This is a genomic window from Actinomyces procaprae, assembly GCF_004798665.1.
GTDB lineage: Bacteria > Actinomycetota > Actinomycetes > Actinomycetales > Actinomycetaceae > Actinomyces > Actinomyces procaprae.
Map to the genome: position 1 here is coordinate 3,584,697 of NZ_CP039292.1, position 15,659 is coordinate 3,600,355.

Below are 15,659 nucleotides of genomic sequence, written 5' to 3' on the forward strand. Positions count from 1 at the left end.
CTCATTCACATTACTCGATATTCATTCACCCCTTTCAGGAGGTCCCATGTCTAATGCCGTCGCCGTCACTGATGCCACTTTCAAGGCCGAGGTCATGCAGTCCGACATCCCCGTAGTCATCGACTTCTGGGCCGAGTGGTGCGGCCCCTGCCGCCAGATGGCCCCCGTCGTGGACGAGGTCGCCGCCGAGCTGGGCGGGCGGGCCAAGTTCGTGAAGCTGGATGTGGACGCCAACCCTGCCACCGCACGCTCCTTCGGGGTGCGCTCCATCCCGACCTTCGCGGTCGTGTCCGGGGGCGAGGTGGTCCACCAGTTCGCCGGCTCCCGCCCGAAGGCCTCCTTCAAGGCGCAGCTGGAGAAGGTCATCGCCTGACCGGGTCGACCGCGCCGTGCCCGGTTGACTGCTTCTGGGGCGCCGCTCGCGCGCGAGTGTCGCAGATCGGCACAAACGCCGGAAGCAATGACCAGACCATACGACGCAACCGCATGATTCCAACGATCGTCGGCGGGCCCAAAGGGCCCGCCGATGCGTTTGTGCCGATCTCAGACATTCCTCGGCACCGAGTGCTGCCACCTGCGCTCGCCGAGTGCGTCCCCAGGGAGTCGCATGACGTGACCCTCCTAAGTACGTCACGAGGCATGGCCTCAGGTGATGGGGACGTGCTCCAGCAGAATCAACTCGTCGGCCTCAGACCTGCGGCAGACCGTGAGGGTGTCGGAAGTCCCCTTCTTCAGCGGGTCGATGCACCGCAAGTCAGCAACGTCGCCCACGATGTCCGCGGCCGACGCCGCAGCGACGGTCTCCGCCAGCTCCTCGCTGCGAGTCTTCGAGGGGGAGTCGAAGTCGCCGTCGAGCCAGGTTCCCTCCACGTCGCGTGCTTGCACCACGTAAACAGCGTCGACTTCGCCATGGGGGCCGACCTCCGAGCTCTGATAGCCCTTCAGGCTGACACTACTGGGAATCTCGACCTCCCAGTTCTGCGCCAATACGTCGAGCTGCCAACTCAGGTCACCCTCCTCGTGCCCGTCGGCACAGCCGCTGAGTGTCGCGGTGACCAAGGCAGCAGCCAGCAACGGATAAGCACACCGACAACAAAATATGGGTTTACGACGCATGCCGCCATCTTAGACCGTGATTTTGATATTGAAGGGATAGATCGCACGTTGCCTCTGGGCAGCGACCATCACATTAATGACCTTCTGCTGCATACCGGCATGGTCTCCTTTCTGAAAATCATAAACGTCTCGAACTATGATCTTTCCCCCGGATTATTACCAATTGAACTTGTGGATTGAATAATAGAGATCGTACCCTATCGTGCCTCCTGCCCTGTTAAACGTCGCACTGCCACTCTTTGCTGTCTTCTTTCGTAGCGCGGCCACTGTAGCCGACTTCCCGGCAATAGAACCATTCTTGGGCACGTATGTGGTACCGGTACGGGTCAAGTCAAGGCCATGCAACGCCAACTCGGCTGAGAGCTTGTATCCCATAGCAAGGAAAGATGCGCCTATAGCTGCGACCGAGGCACGAAGCGCCTTCTTGGTCTGGTTGGACGCTGCGGCCCGACGGGGACCTGTAGCCCCCGAAGATCCAGACGTTCCCTCCGCGAACTCAGCCGCAGCATCTTCGTACCCGAAGCTTCTTAATACCTCTTCAACGGTATCTCCGTTAGCGGCAAGTTGCTCACGAATCTCCGCAATCAGATCGACGGCATCGTCTTCGGTACCGCCAGTTGCAGCGTATGCTTGCGAGATTGGCAGGCCCGAGCAGAAACCCGTGCCTATGATCGCCCCGCCGGCCATACCAGCCAGCGTCGTCATCGCTGAACGTCGTTCCACGGCAAGTCCCTCCTTTACCGTGGCATTCACCGCCGCTGGCTACGTGAGGTCTATAGCTCGTTATGTTTGCTGGCACTCCTCCCTGTGGAGGAGCTCGCCTCATTCTTCAGGACGAGGCGCCTTCACCAACAAGCGAATCCTGTAAGGCCAAGAATTTCGTGAGTACGACTCGCGGGGACACCGTCTTGGTGCATCTGGAAATCACCGAGACGGACCTACCATCCGCCGGGGGTGCCGTCACCCAGGTCCTTTGCGATACCACCTTGTCCCAGCCCCGTCAGCGGATGCGACCGCGGGTAGCCGCAAGGTTCAGCCGGTCGCATAGGATGGGCGCGTTCACCACGGCGCACGGGAGGGCGGCACATGCAGCACCGCACGCAGGACACGAGCTACATCTCCACCCGGGGCGGCATGCCGCCCGCCGGGTTCTTGGATGTGCTCCTATCGGGACTGGCCCCCGACGGCGGCCTGGCCGTCCCCGCCGAGGTCCCGCACATCAACGCCACCACCCTGGAGGACTGGCGTCCCCTGAGCTATCCGGAGCTCGCGGCCGAGGTCATCGGGCGCTATGCCACCGACGTCTCGGCCGCGGACCTGCGCGCGCTCACCGCCGCCGCCTACGGCCCGGAGCACTTCCCGGCCCCGGTGGTTCCGCTACGCCCGGCGGACGCCGTCGCCGAGGGGCTGACCCTGGTGGGACTGTCCGAGGGACCGACCATGGCGTTTAAGGACCTGGCCATGCAGTTCCTCGGCCAGGCGATCCCCTACACGCTGCGCCGGGAGGGCCGGGTGCTCAACATCCTCGGCGCCACCAGCGGTGATACCGGCTCGGCCGCGGAGCACGCCTTCCGCGGCCGCGACGGCGTCAGCGTCTTCATGCTGTCTCCGCAGGGGCGCATGAGCGACGTGCAGCGCGCCCAGATGTACTCCCTGGCCGATCCCAACATCCACAACATCGCCGTCGAAGGCGTCTTCGACGACTGCCAGAACCTGGTCAAGGCGATCAACAACGATCCCGCCTTTAAGTCCGAGTACGCCATCGGCGCGGTCAACTCCATCAACTTCGGGCGCATCGCCGCCCAGGTTGTCTACTACGTGTGGGCCTGGTTGCGCGCCTCGGATGGCGTAACGGGGGGCGGCGCCGGGGCGGCGGGAGCCGACGGCGGCTCTGCCATCGAGCCCAGTTCATTCCGCGTGGACGTGGCCGTGCCCAGCGGCAACTTCGGCAACATCTACGCCGGCCACCTGGCACGCACCATGGGCGTGCCCATCCGCCGCCTTATCCTGGCCACCAATGAGAACAACGTGCTGGACGAGTTCTTCTCCACCGGCGTCTACCGGCCGCGCACCGGTGCGCAGACCCTGGCCACCTCCAGTCCCTCCATGGACATATCCAAGGCCTCCAACCTGGAGCGCTTCATCTGGACGCTGCTGGGACCGGAAGAGTTCCAGTCCCGCTGGCCGGCGCTGGAGCGCACCGGAGTACTGGACCTGTCCGACCGGCTAGCGCGGCTGCGCGAGGACTTCGGCTTCGTCTCCGGCACCTCCACACATGCCGATCGGCTCGCCGCCATCCGGCGGGTGCACGATGCCACCGGCACCCCGATCGACCCGCACACCGCCGACGGCGTCACGGTGGCACTGCGGGTCATGGAACGAGGTTTCCCGACCCTGGTGCTGGAGACCGCCCGCCCGGAGAAGTTCCCTGAGACGGTGGCCGAGGCCCTCGGCGCCCCTCAGCCCGTTCCCGACGCGATTCGCCGCCTGCTCGACGCCGAGCAGCACGTGGTCGATATCCCTTGCGACGAAAGCCGCCTGCGCGCACTCATTGCCGCAGACGCCCTTCACGCTTGACGGGTCTTCACCTCAATTGACGACAGGGGGCCGCGAGAGTGTTTCACGTGAAACATCCTCGCGGCCCCTTGATGTTTCACGTGAAACATCCCGAACACCGCAACGCCACCCGACTCTCAATCCCGGAGACTCGCGTACACATGCTCTCAACCGCGCTGCCGCCGAACGCCGAGTCACTACACCTGACCTTCGTATCACGTTGGTTGAGGACGAGGTCGCCGCAACCGGAGCACTGCACCCTCCCATGAGGCGCCCGGTACAGCCAGCGTGCCGCCTGCGCAGCGACGAATCATGACGCGCTCGAGCGCCATTCAGCATCGGCTCCGCATGCCCGCCCCAGCAGCTCACAAGGGACGTACCGGACGCCGAGCACCTTCAGCATCGGCTCCGCCCGCCCCAGCAGCTCACCACGGAGGCACCGGACACCGAGCAACCCCGCACCGATCCCGAAATCCCTCCATCCGCACACGCCCCGAGCGTGGGGCGCTCGTAGCTGGTTCGGGAAGCGACGCGGCCCAGTGCGCGTCCGTAACAGCGCGCCAAGGCGCCTGGTCGTGTTGTGTGGGTTGTTTGTGCCGGTGGGGCGGTATCGGCGATGTGGGTGGCGTTCCGATAGCGGGTGGCGAGTTCGTCGTATCTGGTTGCCACGAGACCCAAGCTTGAGTGGGCTGCGTGGGGCCGTCGAGGGGTGAGTGGGTCTTGACGCCGCCCCGTTGGACCGGTCACGCCCCGATGGACCGCCGCAACCGGTGTGTTATGTCTCAGGACATCGGTGACAGTTCGGGGGTGTTTGGTGGTGACACTTCGGGCCTGATTGGGGCATGAGCTCAACGAACCGTCGTGTTGATCCCCGTGTGCGCCTGGCGATCGTCCAGTGGCCTGACGACGCCCTCGTACGGGGGCGGTGGCCGCCTCTTGCGACCGGCGCGCCATCGGCTGGTGACTCCTGGCGCCTGACCGGGTCGGCGTGCTGCAGCCGTAAAGCGGGTCCTGACCCGACGACGAAGCCCTGGATCGCCGACGCTGCTGTATAGGCCCCCGGGCTGTCCCCGGCCGAATCTAGCCGTGGGTCACAGCGGCCGCCACCACGACCCCCAGCCCAATCTCCAACCGCGCCGGCCCCGCAAACCGCCACAACTGTCACCGATGTCCTGAGGCAGAACTGTCACCGATGTCCTGAGACATCACACCGCCGCAACCGGTGGCTACGGCGGTCCAAGCGGGGCACAGGGGTCCAACGGGGGCGCAGGGGTCCAACCGGCTGGCTCAACGGCCACGCACACAAACACCCAACCGCGCACCCCTTCGGAGCAGTCGCCATGACCGACCATCCTGAGCCGCCATACGACGGTGGTCGGCCCCCGTCCCACCACCATCCACCGCGTACCACCCGTCCGACACGCGCGGCGCGTGCGTGACGTGCCCCGATAACCGTGCTGGCAGGCCATATCCGTCCGACACGCGGCGCGTGCGCGGCACTCGAATCGCCCGGCTCGGACTGCATTGACTACTCGCTCTGCGCCGACGGCCCCTGACGCCCTCCGATGGCACGCCGCGCGATGTTTCACGTGAAACATCCACCCCCCATTTGGCGCCCGTGCCACAGATGCGAGGCCTTAGGTTGGTTGATCTGAACCCCGGACTCCGAGTGCGAGTTGGCGGGATCGAGCCTTACTGGGGGCAACGGCAAGGCACCGAGGAAACTTCGCCATTCCAGCGCGTGCCCCTCTCCTCGCATTCAACTTGGTGATTCCGGTGGCCGGGCCGGATGGGCGCTTACTGCCTGATGCCCTGCCCCTGCCTATGCAATGATCCGCGCGGTGTTGTCACCGGCAGTGGCGGACGGGCGGGGAAGCGGTGATTTGGGGAACGACCCGCCGCAGCGCGGTTGGCTCTGACGCTGGTGTGGGTGCTGGGCCGTCCGCCTGGCAGGGTGAGCACCAACGCCCGGACGGATGCGGAAGGTGAACTAGGACCTCGACGTGCTCGTCGGTGCCGGGCGCGTGTAAGGCGCGGCACCGGGTCAAGACCATCACCGGGGCGCTAAGACGCCGTTCAACACGTACCCTCCCAACGAGCCGGGTCGGCCGCGGGAGGTCTGTGCGCGCCTGGACGGGTCGGCCGCGGGAGGTCTGTGCGCGCCTGGGCGAGCGCGGCCGCGTCGTGGTCGTTGTTCGTTGACCAGCTGACAACGATCGGCGCCCTGGCGGTGGCGGTCGCGGTGACTCAGGCGATGGACGGCACCGTCGACTGCCTGCCGGCCTCTATATGCGCCGTACCGCCAACCTGACCTCGGGCAGTGCCAGAACCAACGCGAAGGACACCGCAGTTGTCGCCAACGCGGCCCGCACTTTGCCCCGAACACGACGAGCCTCTTACTACTAAACCTTGATGCCGAAGGCGCCCGCTGTCACCGCCTGGAGGCCGGCGTCGATGCCCTCGCACGTCAGAGCGCGGTCGTGTCCGGCGCCGACGCTGCCGTGAGCTGCCCACCCGACATCGGTCGGCTCATAGTCCGCAACAAGCGCCTCAAGCGGGCGATACTCCCGTCAGCCCTCGCCTCTCCCACATCCGAGCCAGCGTCTCCGGCCCCGCGTCCGGGGCCTACCACGACCGCGAACACGCCTGGAGCGAAGGCGAGCACCAGCCTTCATTCGTCATCGCCCGCCTCCGCGCAACCATCACATAGGAGCACACGCCCTCACTCGAACGATGTTTCACGTGAAACATCCGGCCACCACGGGCCGTCCGTGCCGATCCGGCCGGTGACCGCGCAACACGTGCCAACCGAGGGGAGCGCCGCCGAAGGATGTTTCACGTGAAACATCACCGAATACACCATGCGTGGCAGACTTGTGCACGATGACGAACACCCGCCGGGAGGGAAAGACACGTGACTGAGACGAACCCACAAAGAGGCAACCGGCTGGATCCCTGGCTCGACTCCTACGCCACCCGAGCGTACGGCCTGCGTGAGTCCGAGACCCGCTCACTATTCGCCGTCGCTTCAAGGCCGGAGGTGGTCTCGCTTGCCGGCGGTATGCCGAACCTGAAGGACCTTCCTCTTGACGCGCTGGCAGAGGCGACCGCCCGCATGATCCGCAAGGACGGCGGCAAGGCACTCCAATACGGCAATGGGCAGGGGCTGCCGCGACTGCGCGAGCAGATTCCCGAGGTAATGGCACTCGAGGGCATCGACGCCGATCCCGAGGACGTCGTCATCACCACCGGCTCCCAGCAGGCGGTCGACCTGGTCACCGAGCTGTTCATCGACCCCGGCGACGTGATCCTCACCGAAGCTCCGACCTACGTCGGATCGCTGTCGATCTTCTCCACCTACCAGGCCGACATCCAGCAGGCCCCGATCGACGCCGACGGTGTCATTCCCGAAGCCCTGGAGCAGACACTTGCCGACCTGGAGCGCCAAGGGCGCCGAGTGAAGTTCTTCTACTGCCTGCCCAACTTCCACAACCCGGCCGGCGTCACGCTCTCGGAGGAGCGGCGCCCGCAGGTGATCGACATCTGCCGCCGCCACCACGTCCTCATCATCGAGGACAACCCCTACGGTCTCCTCGACTTCCAGGGACGCACCCACACGGCGCTTAAGACGCTGGCACCTGACGACGTCGTCTACCTCGGATCGTTCTCGAAGATCTTTGCCCCCGGATACCGAGTCGGCTGGGCGGTTGCCCCGCCCGCGGTGCGCGACAAGATGAAGCTCGCCTCCGAGGCCGCCATCCTGTGCCCGAGCTCCGTCGGCCAGTTCTCAATCTCCACGTACCTGGACAACTTTGACTGGCGCGGCCAAATCAGCGAATTCCGGTCCATGTATCGCCGTCGACGCGACGCCATGGTGGACGCTCTTTCCGAGTTCATGCCCATGTGCACGTGGAACGTGCCCGAGGGCGGCTTCTACGTGTGGGTGAAGCTTCCCGATGGCCTCGACGCCAAGGAGATGCTGCCACGCGCCGTCACCAACCTGGTCGCCTACGTCTCCGGGACGGCCTTCTACGCGGGCGGCCGTGCAGGACGCGACCATATGCGCCTGTCCTTCTGCTATCCCGAACCGGTGGACATCCGCGAGGGAGTGCGCCGCCTCTCCGAGGTCGTCACCCACGACCTCGACCTCATCAAACTATTCGGACCTGCCTGCCAGCGCCCATCGGGCGGCGTTTCAGCGCCGTCGCCGGATCAGGTCTGACACCGTTACCGCCCACCCGCAGTTCGAACTCAAGGAGCCCCTCATGCCCGACTCATCCGACACCCCTGACATCACACCTGACAACGCCGCGAGTGAACCACTTCGGATCGCAGTACTCGCCGGCGGCCTCAGCCACGAGCGCGAGGTCTCCTTGCGCTCGGGGAACCGGGTCATGAATGTACTCAAGCACTTGGGGCACACCGTGGTCCTGCTCGACGTCGACGCCCGGACCATCCCCTCCCTCAAGGCCTTCAGCCCCGACGTCGTCTGGCCGCTGGTACACGGCGGCCACGGTGAGGACGGCGGGCTCCAGAACGTACTGATCGCACTCGGTCTTCCTTATGTGGGCACGCACTCGGACGGCTGCCAGCGCGCATCCTTCAAGCCCACCGCCAAGGCATCCGTGCGCGCAGCCGGGGTGCTCACGCCGGACTCCGTCACCCTCCCGAAGGCCTACTTCAGCCAGCTCGGCGCACAGGACGTACTGGGCGTCGTCGCCGGGCACCTCGGCCTCCCGGTCGTCGTCAAGCCGAATCAGGGTGGCTCCGGGCTAGGGGTCTCCTACGCGTCAAACGCCGACGAACTGCGCAGCGCCATGGTCTCCTGCTTCGCCTACGACGAGCGCGCCCTGATCGAGAACTACGTCGAGGGGACCGAGCTCGCGGTCTCTGTGGTTGACACCGGAGACGGTCCTCGCGCCCTCCCTCCCGTGGAAGTCGTCTCCCAGGGCCGCTACGACTTCGACGCGCGCTACAACCCCGGCCGGTCGGAGTACTTCGTGCCGGCCCGTCTGGACCAGGACGCACTGAACACCGTGCAGGAGATGGCGGTGACGGTCCACCGTTCCCTCGGCCTGGGCAACCTCTCGCGCACCGACCTGATCCTCGACGGCGACGGACAGCCTTGGTTCATCGACGTCAATGTCATCCCGGGCATGACCGCGATGTCATTGTTCCCCATGGCCGCGAAGGCGGCGGGAGATCTGCCGGAGCTCTACGATCAACTGGTGCACAATCCAGCGGTGCGCCCCTGAGACCACACCACCTCGGCGCCAACTGAATGGGGAGGGCCGCGATGTTTCACGTGAAACATCGCGGCCCTCCCCGTATCTCCGCGCCTCCGCGTCAACGACTCACACAGAACCGCGTACGTGCATTCTCACCGATACGACCGCCCAACCCCGGAACCACCCGAGGCGGCTCACCGTCCTGGAGCGGTCGGCCGATCAACCCTCGTCGAGCGAGGTTCCGGGAGCCAGGGCCTCGACTATCCGAGCCAGGTCCTCATCCCCGGCGAACTCGATCGTGATGCGTCCCTTCTTCGCGCCGCGTGTCACCTTCACCCGGGTGTCGAAGGCGTCCGACAGTCGCGTGGACAACGCCGGCAATGGCGTATTGCGCGCACGTGACGCCGTCGGCACGCGGGGCACGTCATTCGACTCGCCGTAGAGTGCGACGATCTCCTCCGTGGCCCGCACCGAAAGACCCTCCGCAACCACTCGCTGAGCAACACGCTCCATGGCCGCAGCGTCCGGCAGGCCGAGAAGCGCCCGCGCATGTCCCGCGGAAAGCACCTCTGCGGCGACTCGCCGCTGCACCAGCGGAGGCAGCTTCATCAGGCGCAGAGTGTTGGAGATCTGTGAGCGCGACCGTGCGATCTTCGCCGACAGCTCCGCCTGCGTGCAGTCGAAGTCCTCGAGTAGTTGCTGGTAGGCCGCGGCCTCCTCAAGGGGGTTGAGCTGAACCCGGTGAAGGTTCTCCAGCAGGGCGTCGCGCAGAAGCTCCTCATCAGCCGTGTAGCGCACCACCGCCGGTATGGTCTCCAGCCCGGCCTCCTTGGCGGCGCGCAGACGGCGCTCGCCCATGACCAGCTCATACTCAGCCGCCTCACCGTCGCTGCCGGACGCCTCGCCGAACTCGCCCTCGGCCGCACCCGTCGTCGACGCCACGGTGGCCGCATCATCCACCCGGCGCACGACAATCGGCTGAAGCAGGCCCACCTCCTTAATGGAGTTCGCGAGCTCGGCGATGTCGTCATCATCGAATACCTGGCGCGGCTGCCTCCGGTTGGGCACGATCATCTCAACCGGCAGCTCCGCGAAAGTCGCACCCGGGACCGGGACGAGCTCGGCATCAGCGGAGTCGGTGTCTGCCTCCGCCGCAGATGTTTCACGTGAAACATCGCCCGGGTGCGAGGAACCCGGTTCTGACGCCGCCGAGTCCCCGGCGGCATCCGCCGCTGCGTCGGCCACAGCGGTCGCCGCAGTGGACTCGGGTGCCGCCGCACCGGAGTCCGCACTCGTAGGTGACTCGGCCGACCCGGCCTGACGCGCACGGCCCGTGGATCGCCGCGACCGCTTCGACGGGGCGAGCAGAGTGGCGGCGATGTCATCCGCGCGCCGTGGCGCGGCCTCGACGGCGTCGGCGACCCCGTCGCGCGCCTCGGGGAAGAACACGTCCGACGGCCGCCGCGCAGGATTCTCCACCTGCGCATCCGGAATGAGTGCCTGTAGCCCGCGACCCAGGCCGCGCTTCTTCTGTGCCATGGTCATGCCTCCGTCGACTCTTCCGGCTGGTCGGCGGCGGCATCGACGCCGCGCGCAGCGATCTCCAGCGCGAGCTTCTTGTATGCGACCGCACCGGTCGACCGCGGGTCCCAGAACACCACCGGGGAGCCGAATGAGGGTGCCTCCGCCACCCGCACCGAGCGAGGAATGCGGGTGGTGAGCGTCGCCGCGGGAAAGTAGGTGCGTACCTCCGCCTCCACCTCCTTGGCGAGAGTCGTGCGGTTGTCGAACATGGTGAGCGCGATCATGGACACGTTCAGCGTGGGGTTGTGGATCTGGGCGATGCGCTCGACCGACCGCGTCAGCAAGGCCAGTCCCTCGAGCGCGTAGTACTCCGCCTGCATGGGGATGAGCACCTCGCCCGCCGCGACGAAGGCGTTGATGGTCATGATGCCCAGGCTCGGCGGGCAGTCGATGAGGATGTAGTCGATGCGCGCCTCACCCCGTGACTCCCGGTCCCGCAGGTACTCCTCCAGCGCCAGCCGCAGGCGCGCCTCGCGCTGCGCGGAGTTGATGAGCTCGATCTCCACGGCGGCGACGTCGATGGTGGAGGGGACGCACCACAGCGTCTCGGCGAAGCGGGTCTGCACGGCGACGTCCTCAATGCGGGCACCCTCCACCAGCACGTCATAAATGGACGCCTGGTCCTCGTCGTGCTCGACGCCCAGCGCCGTCGAGGCGTTGCCCTGCGAGTCCGCGTCGACAACGAGCACGTGCAGGCCGGCCTCGGCCAAGGCGGCGGCCACGTTCACCACGGTTGAGGTCTTTCCGACACCGCCCTTCTGATTGGCGACCGCGATGATACGGGTGTGCTCGGGCCGAGGGAACCCGCCCTCGGCCACCTCATCCAGGGTTGAGCGGTCAGCGCGGAGCTGATCGAAAATGGACGATCCTGACAATCTGCTTCTCCTACGGCGACATCCCGGCGCGTACGCCGATTCGGCCGCTTCAGTCTACGTGAGAAGCAGGTATCACCCGGTCAGCATCACCCGGTCAGCGCGAGGCCGGCCGCCTCACCTGAACAACCTTGGTGATCCCCTCATCGGGGGTGACCACCTCATGGACAACCGCCGGTTCGAGCCGTGCACGCTTGATCACGTACTTGGCCTCGGCCACCTCGGCATCGGCACGGGCGCCCTTGAGCGCCAAGAGGCTGGCACCCGGCTTCAACAGAGGTGAGGTCATCCTAATCAGCTTTGTGAGATTCGCCACAGCACGCGCGGTGACGGCATCGTACCTGGCCCGCAGCTCCTCCGCCCGGGCTCGCTCAATCGCCACATTGTCCAAGTCGAGCTCGGCGACGACGTCCTCCAGCCACTGCGTGCGCCGCTCCATGGACTCCACCAGCACCACATCCAGGTCCGGGCGCAACAGCGCCACGATGATCCCGGGGAAACCCGCACCGGAACCGATGTCCGCCACCCGGCCATGGTCGGGCAGGAAGGGCACCACCGCGGCGGAGTTGACGATGTGCCTGGACCACAGGCGCGGCAGCTCCCGGGGACCCACCAGGCCCCGCAGCTCGCCCTGCTCCGCCAGCATCTGCGCAAAATGCTCGGTGGCGCTGAAGGCGGGGCCGAACATCGCACGCACCTGCGCGGTGGGCTCCTCCAGCTGCGCCGAGTCGGATACCGCCTCGGCGGCGCTCATCTCCGCCTCGCTCATCGGGTCACTCACGGCCCGAGTCGACGTCGGCATCCTCGGCCTGCGCGGCACCGTCCACGGCGGCCTCGGCCTCGTCGTCGTCGGCCAGCATGACCACCACGTGGCGGTGCGGCTCGGCGCCCTCGGACTCCGAGTACAGCCCGGCCGCGGCGACGACGTCGTGGCAGACCTTGCGCTCGAAGGGGTTCATGGGCTCCAGCGCCACAGGCTCGCCGGTGGCCTTCACCCTGGTGACCGCCTCCTCGGCGATCTTCGTCAGCTCGGTTCGCCGCCCGGCGCGGTAACCGTTGATGTCGAGCATGAGCCGGGAGCGGTTGCCGGTGCGCGCCTGCACCGCCAGGCGGGTGAGCTCCTGGATGGCCTCGAGGACCTCTCCGTCGCGGCCCACCAGGTCGGCCAGCTCGCGCTCGTCACCCTCCTCGGAGGCGATGATGGCGATCGATGCCCGGCCGTGGTCGACGTCAATGTCGATGTCACCGCCGAGGTCAACGATGTCGAGGAACTCCTCGAGGTAGTCGGCGCCGACCTCGCCCTCCTCCTCGAGGTCCTTGATGGAGGTGTTCTGGTGCTTGGGTCGTGCTGCGTGCTCGGTCATGATGCCTCTCGCTGTCTTGAGTCGTTTGTTCCCTTAGTTGCGCGGACCCGGCTCAGCGGGGCTTGCGCTTGCTGTTCTTATTGTTCCGCGCGGCCTCGGCCTTGCGCTTGGCCGCAGCCTGCTTGCGCGCGCGGGCGCGGCGCTCATACCGACGCCGGGCGATCTCCTCCTGAGTGAGCCCCACGGCGTTGGTCGAGGGCGCGTCGGCGGCGTCCGCCTTGGCGTCCGCGGGTGAGTCCCCGGGCGCGGGCTTGCCGGCGTTGGCCGCGGGCGCGCTCTGAGGACGCTTCTTCTGCCGATCCTTACGTACCGGCTGGACGCGCTGCCCGGAGCTGACGGACCTTCCCTCCGCCTCCGCCTTGGCGCGCTCCTCCTCCTCCAGGGAGGGCAGTCCCTTACGGGCGCGGCGGGCGTTCTCGCGGGCGCGCATCTTCTTCTCGGCCTCGGAGCCGGGCGCGGGCATCTTCCTAATGGTGAAGAACTGCTGGCCCATGGTCCACAGGTTGGTAGTCACCCAGTACACCAGCACGCCGATCTGGAACTGCACGCCGGTGAAGGCGAAGAAGATCGGCATGATCGTCATCATCATGCGCTGGGAGCGCATGGCCGGGTTGTCGCTGTTCTTGACCGAATCCGGCATGTTCTTCATGCTCAGCTGCGCCATCGTGTACCACTGGGTGACGCTCATCAGGACGATCATCACCACGGTCACGATCTTGACCGTGAGCTCGCTGGAGTTCATGAAGGACGCCGACAGCGGGGCACCAAACACGGTGGAGGCCTGCACCTGCTCGGCCAGCGCAGCGGTGAGCGGGCCGATGGAGTCGTGGTCGGCGTAGGTCTCGGTCGCCACCGCCTCCAGGTTCGCCAGCACCCGGAACAGGGCGAAGAACACCGGCATCTGGATCAGGATCGGCAGGCAGGAGGCGAAGGGGTTGGTGTTGTGCTTGCGGTACAGCGCCATCATCTCCTCCTGCTGGCGCTGCTGGGAGGCGGGGTCCTTCTTGCCCTTGTACTTGTTCTGCAGCGCCTGCAGCTCCGGCTGCATCAGCTGCATGCCGCGAGAGGCGCGGATCTGCTTGACGAACAGCGGCATGATCAGCAGCCGCACGAACATGGTCAGGCCGATGATGGAGAGGACCCAGGCGATGCCCGGCCCGTCGGGAAATCCGATGAAGACGAGGAATCGATGGATGTTGACCATGACCCAGGCGACGGCGACCATTAGAGGCCACAGGAACGTGTCCATTGCACTCCTTGCTTTAAACGTGCTTGAGGGCGGATGCGGCAGACGATGCCGCCAAACTTGTTGAGGTCCGGTTATGCCGACGGTTGTCAGGGTTGTTGTGGACTACCCGGCCACGCACCGCCGGTGTGGGCGGGGCGAGGCCGCGACGAGGCGCCGTCGTCGGGCGGGGCGCCCGAGTGGGGCCGACTCTGCACTGAGTCGTGGTTGCTCCCGGCGAAGCGCGGAACGTCCGGCGGCAGGTGATAGCGCCAGCGGCCGGGGTCGGGGACGTGGTCGACGCCGCCGCGGGTCAGCGGGTTGCAGCGCAGCAGTCTCCAGGCCGCCAGCAGCATGCCCTTGACCGCGCCGTGAACCTCGACGGCCTCGACCGCGTACGCCGAGCAGCTCGGGTAGTAGCGGCAGCGCCTGGGCAGACCCGGGGAGATCCACCGCTGATACAGGGCTATCAGTGCCAGCGCCGCCCGGGCGGCGGCGGACGGGGCGTGGTCGTGTACCGCAGTCATCTGCGCCGCCCAGCATGCGCCAGCGACCGGCTGCGCTTCAGCAGCCGGTCCAGGTCGACGGCCAGTTCCGCGCTGGTGGCGCCGTCCGCCCCCGCCAGCCCGCGCACCACGACGCGCGCGCCCGGCTCGAACTCGCTCAGGCGCACCCGCAGCAGCGCACGGACTCGCCGCTTGATGCGGTTGCGGTGGGTGGCCCTGGGGACCTGTTTCTTGGATACGACGACGCCGATCCGGACGGAAGGCCCTGCCATGGACCCAACGCCGACGGCCCCGGCTTCATCCTGGTCGGGACTGGAGTCGAGGCCGTGATTCGGTCCGGCGCAGTAGTGCACCACCAGCCGCCGACTGCCGCTGCGCGCACCGGACCTCACCGCGGCCGAGAAATCCTCCGACCGCAGCATCCGGTGCGCCGCCGGAAGCACCTCAGGCCGCGAGACGGGCGCGACCCTTGCGCCGACGCGAAGCCAGAACGGCACGGCCGGCACGGGTGCGCATACGCTTACGGAAGCCGTGCACCTTGGCGCGGTGACGGTTGTTGGGCTGGAAGGTCCGCTTGCTCACGGGTGTACTCCTGGTGCGATGATCGGAACCGTGCATCGCCAGTCGCGGCACGGTCGCTCGCGTTGGCTGCCCCATGGTGAGGGACGTGACTCCACGCGAACGTCCGCACCACAATAGGGTCACGCTTTCCCCGTGGTCAAACGAATCCGCGCATATCGTGATGAGAACCCGGACACGCTCGACCCCACCCCCATCACGCCACCCCCTGACGGCCCGCACCTCGGAGCCCTCCGACGCCGCGCTCACACGCGGGCTTCCATCCTCAGACCAGCCACAACCGCCCACCCGCCACGCCCCAAGCGCGAAGCGCCCGTTATCCCTACCCTGTGAACATCGGCCGTCACGGCCTGTGAACTCCCTCCGCCCGCGTGCCGCCGGCACGGCGCGGAACGGGAAGGCAGACGGCCCGAGGTGATGCAGGTTTCCACCGCTCATCGACTGTGCGGTGTGCCCGGGGCCCCGGGGGTGCCATACTCATCCCCAGTTGTGGACAACCCTGTGGGCAACCGCATACGCATGCCGACGGCGGGCGACCGGTCTCCAGCACCGCGGCCCGGCCGGCGGCCCCGGCGACGAACGGCGTCGCTCCGGGGGCCGGATGACATGACGTCGGCATCGGTTACGGT

Annotated in this window: 14 protein-coding genes and 1 pseudogene; 5 read left to right on the plus strand and 10 right to left on the minus strand. The window is 66.8% G+C overall.

Going from position 1 to position 15,659, the window contains the following annotated elements; all coding sequences use genetic code 11:
- Positions 1 to 46 precede the first annotated feature (46 nt).
- On the plus strand, positions 47 to 373 hold the full coding sequence (gene trxA, locus E4J16_RS14905) for a thioredoxin (RefSeq protein ID WP_136192064.1): 327 nt from the start codon (positions 47 to 49) through the stop codon (positions 371 to 373).
- A gap of 272 nt (positions 374 to 645) precedes the next feature.
- Here the strand turns inward: trxA and E4J16_RS14910 are convergent, their stop codons facing one another.
- Positions 646 to 1,059, minus strand: coding sequence for a hypothetical protein (locus E4J16_RS14910; protein ID WP_136314492.1), 414 nt, complete (start codon positions 1,057 to 1,059; stop codon positions 646 to 648).
- A gap of 213 nt (positions 1,060 to 1,272) precedes the next feature.
- Positions 1,273 to 1,869: a hypothetical protein gene (locus tag E4J16_RS14915; RefSeq protein WP_136314493.1), complete on the minus strand. Its 597-nt coding sequence runs from the start codon at positions 1,867 to 1,869 to the stop codon at positions 1,273 to 1,275.
- A gap of 333 nt (positions 1,870 to 2,202) precedes the next feature.
- On the opposite strand from E4J16_RS14915, the gene thrC reads away from it, so the two are divergent.
- The 4 genes from thrC (at position 2,203) to E4J16_RS14930 (ending at position 8,927) form a co-directional block, all read left to right on the plus strand.
- Complete coding sequence (thrC, locus tag E4J16_RS14920; protein WP_136314494.1) at positions 2,203 to 3,693, plus strand: threonine synthase; 1,491 nt, start codon at positions 2,203 to 2,205, stop codon at positions 3,691 to 3,693.
- 2,134 nt (positions 3,694 to 5,827) lie between these two features.
- Positions 5,828 to 5,983, plus strand: a complete 156-nt coding sequence (locus E4J16_RS15260; protein WP_168709534.1) for a hypothetical protein — start codon at positions 5,828 to 5,830, stop codon at positions 5,981 to 5,983.
- A gap of 603 nt (positions 5,984 to 6,586) precedes the next feature.
- Positions 6,587 to 7,894: an aminotransferase-like domain-containing protein gene (locus E4J16_RS14925; RefSeq protein ID WP_136314495.1), complete on the plus strand. Its 1,308-nt coding sequence runs from the start codon at positions 6,587 to 6,589 to the stop codon at positions 7,892 to 7,894.
- Positions 7,895 to 7,937: 43 nt separating this feature from the next.
- The gene (locus E4J16_RS14930) at positions 7,938 to 8,927 is read left to right on the plus strand and encodes a D-alanine--D-alanine ligase family protein (protein WP_136314496.1); all 990 of its coding nucleotides are present in this window, start codon (positions 7,938 to 7,940) and stop codon (positions 8,925 to 8,927) included.
- Between the two features lie 192 nt (positions 8,928 to 9,119).
- Here the strand turns inward: E4J16_RS14930 and E4J16_RS14935 are convergent, their stop codons facing one another.
- The 8 genes and pseudogenes from E4J16_RS14935 to rpmH form a co-directional block, all read right to left on the minus strand.
- Positions 9,120 to 10,439: a ParB/RepB/Spo0J family partition protein gene (locus tag E4J16_RS14935; protein ID WP_136192070.1), complete on the minus strand. Its 1,320-nt coding sequence runs from the start codon at positions 10,437 to 10,439 to the stop codon at positions 9,120 to 9,122.
- A 2-nt stretch (positions 10,440 to 10,441) separates the two neighbouring features.
- Positions 10,442 to 11,359 carry a ParA family protein gene (locus tag E4J16_RS14940; RefSeq protein WP_136314497.1) on the minus strand — a complete coding sequence of 306 codons (918 nt, stop codon included), beginning with the start codon at positions 11,357 to 11,359 and terminating at the stop codon, positions 10,442 to 10,444.
- 94 nt (positions 11,360 to 11,453) lie between these two features.
- On the minus strand, positions 11,454 to 12,110 hold the full coding sequence (gene rsmG, locus E4J16_RS14945) for a 16S rRNA (guanine(527)-N(7))-methyltransferase RsmG (RefSeq protein ID WP_136192160.1): 657 nt from the start codon (positions 12,108 to 12,110) through the stop codon (positions 11,454 to 11,456).
- A gap of 19 nt (positions 12,111 to 12,129) precedes the next feature.
- Complete coding sequence (locus tag E4J16_RS14950) at positions 12,130 to 12,720, minus strand: Jag family protein (protein WP_136192072.1); 591 nt, start codon at positions 12,718 to 12,720, stop codon at positions 12,130 to 12,132.
- A 52-nt stretch (positions 12,721 to 12,772) separates the two neighbouring features.
- On the minus strand, positions 12,773 to 13,969 hold the full coding sequence (gene yidC / locus E4J16_RS14955) for a membrane protein insertase YidC (RefSeq protein WP_136314498.1): 1,197 nt from the start codon (positions 13,967 to 13,969) through the stop codon (positions 12,773 to 12,775).
- Between the two features lie 215 nt (positions 13,970 to 14,184).
- A pseudogene (gene yidD, locus E4J16_RS14960) lies at positions 14,185 to 14,472 on the minus strand (membrane protein insertion efficiency factor YidD); the annotation flags it as partial.
- On the minus strand, positions 14,469 to 14,957 hold the full coding sequence (rnpA, locus tag E4J16_RS14965) for a ribonuclease P protein component (protein ID WP_338028860.1): 489 nt from the start codon (positions 14,955 to 14,957) through the stop codon (positions 14,469 to 14,471). The pseudogene yidD and the gene rnpA, both read right to left, overlap by 4 nt.
- Positions 14,896 to 15,033: a 50S ribosomal protein L34 gene (gene rpmH / locus E4J16_RS14970; RefSeq protein ID WP_073333441.1), complete on the minus strand. Its 138-nt coding sequence runs from the start codon at positions 15,031 to 15,033 to the stop codon at positions 14,896 to 14,898. Before rpmH ends, rnpA begins: the two co-directional genes overlap by 62 nt.
- Between the last annotated feature and the right edge of the window lie 626 nt (positions 15,034 to 15,659).

Bases quoted from the DNA above. Each gene is read 5' to 3' on its own strand.
- yidC (WP_136314498.1), bottom strand. From the start codon at position 13,969: ATGGACACGTTCCTGTGGCCTCTAATGGTCGCCGTCGCCTGGGTCATG.
- E4J16_RS14950 (WP_136192072.1), bottom strand. From the start codon at position 12,720: ATGACCGAGCACGCAGCACGACCCAAGCACCAGAACACCTCCATCAAG.
- trxA (WP_136192064.1), top strand. From the start codon at position 47: ATGTCTAATGCCGTCGCCGTCACTGATGCCACTTTCAAGGCCGAGGTC.
- E4J16_RS14930 (WP_136314496.1), top strand. From the start codon at position 7,938: ATGCCCGACTCATCCGACACCCCTGACATCACACCTGACAACGCCGCG.
- thrC (WP_136314494.1), top strand. From the start codon at position 2,203: ATGCAGCACCGCACGCAGGACACGAGCTACATCTCCACCCGGGGCGGC.
- rsmG (WP_136192160.1), bottom strand. From the start codon at position 12,110: ATGAGCGCCGCCGAGGCGGTATCCGACTCGGCGCAGCTGGAGGAGCCC.
- E4J16_RS14935 (WP_136192070.1), bottom strand. From the start codon at position 10,439: ATGGCACAGAAGAAGCGCGGCCTGGGTCGCGGGCTACAGGCACTCATT.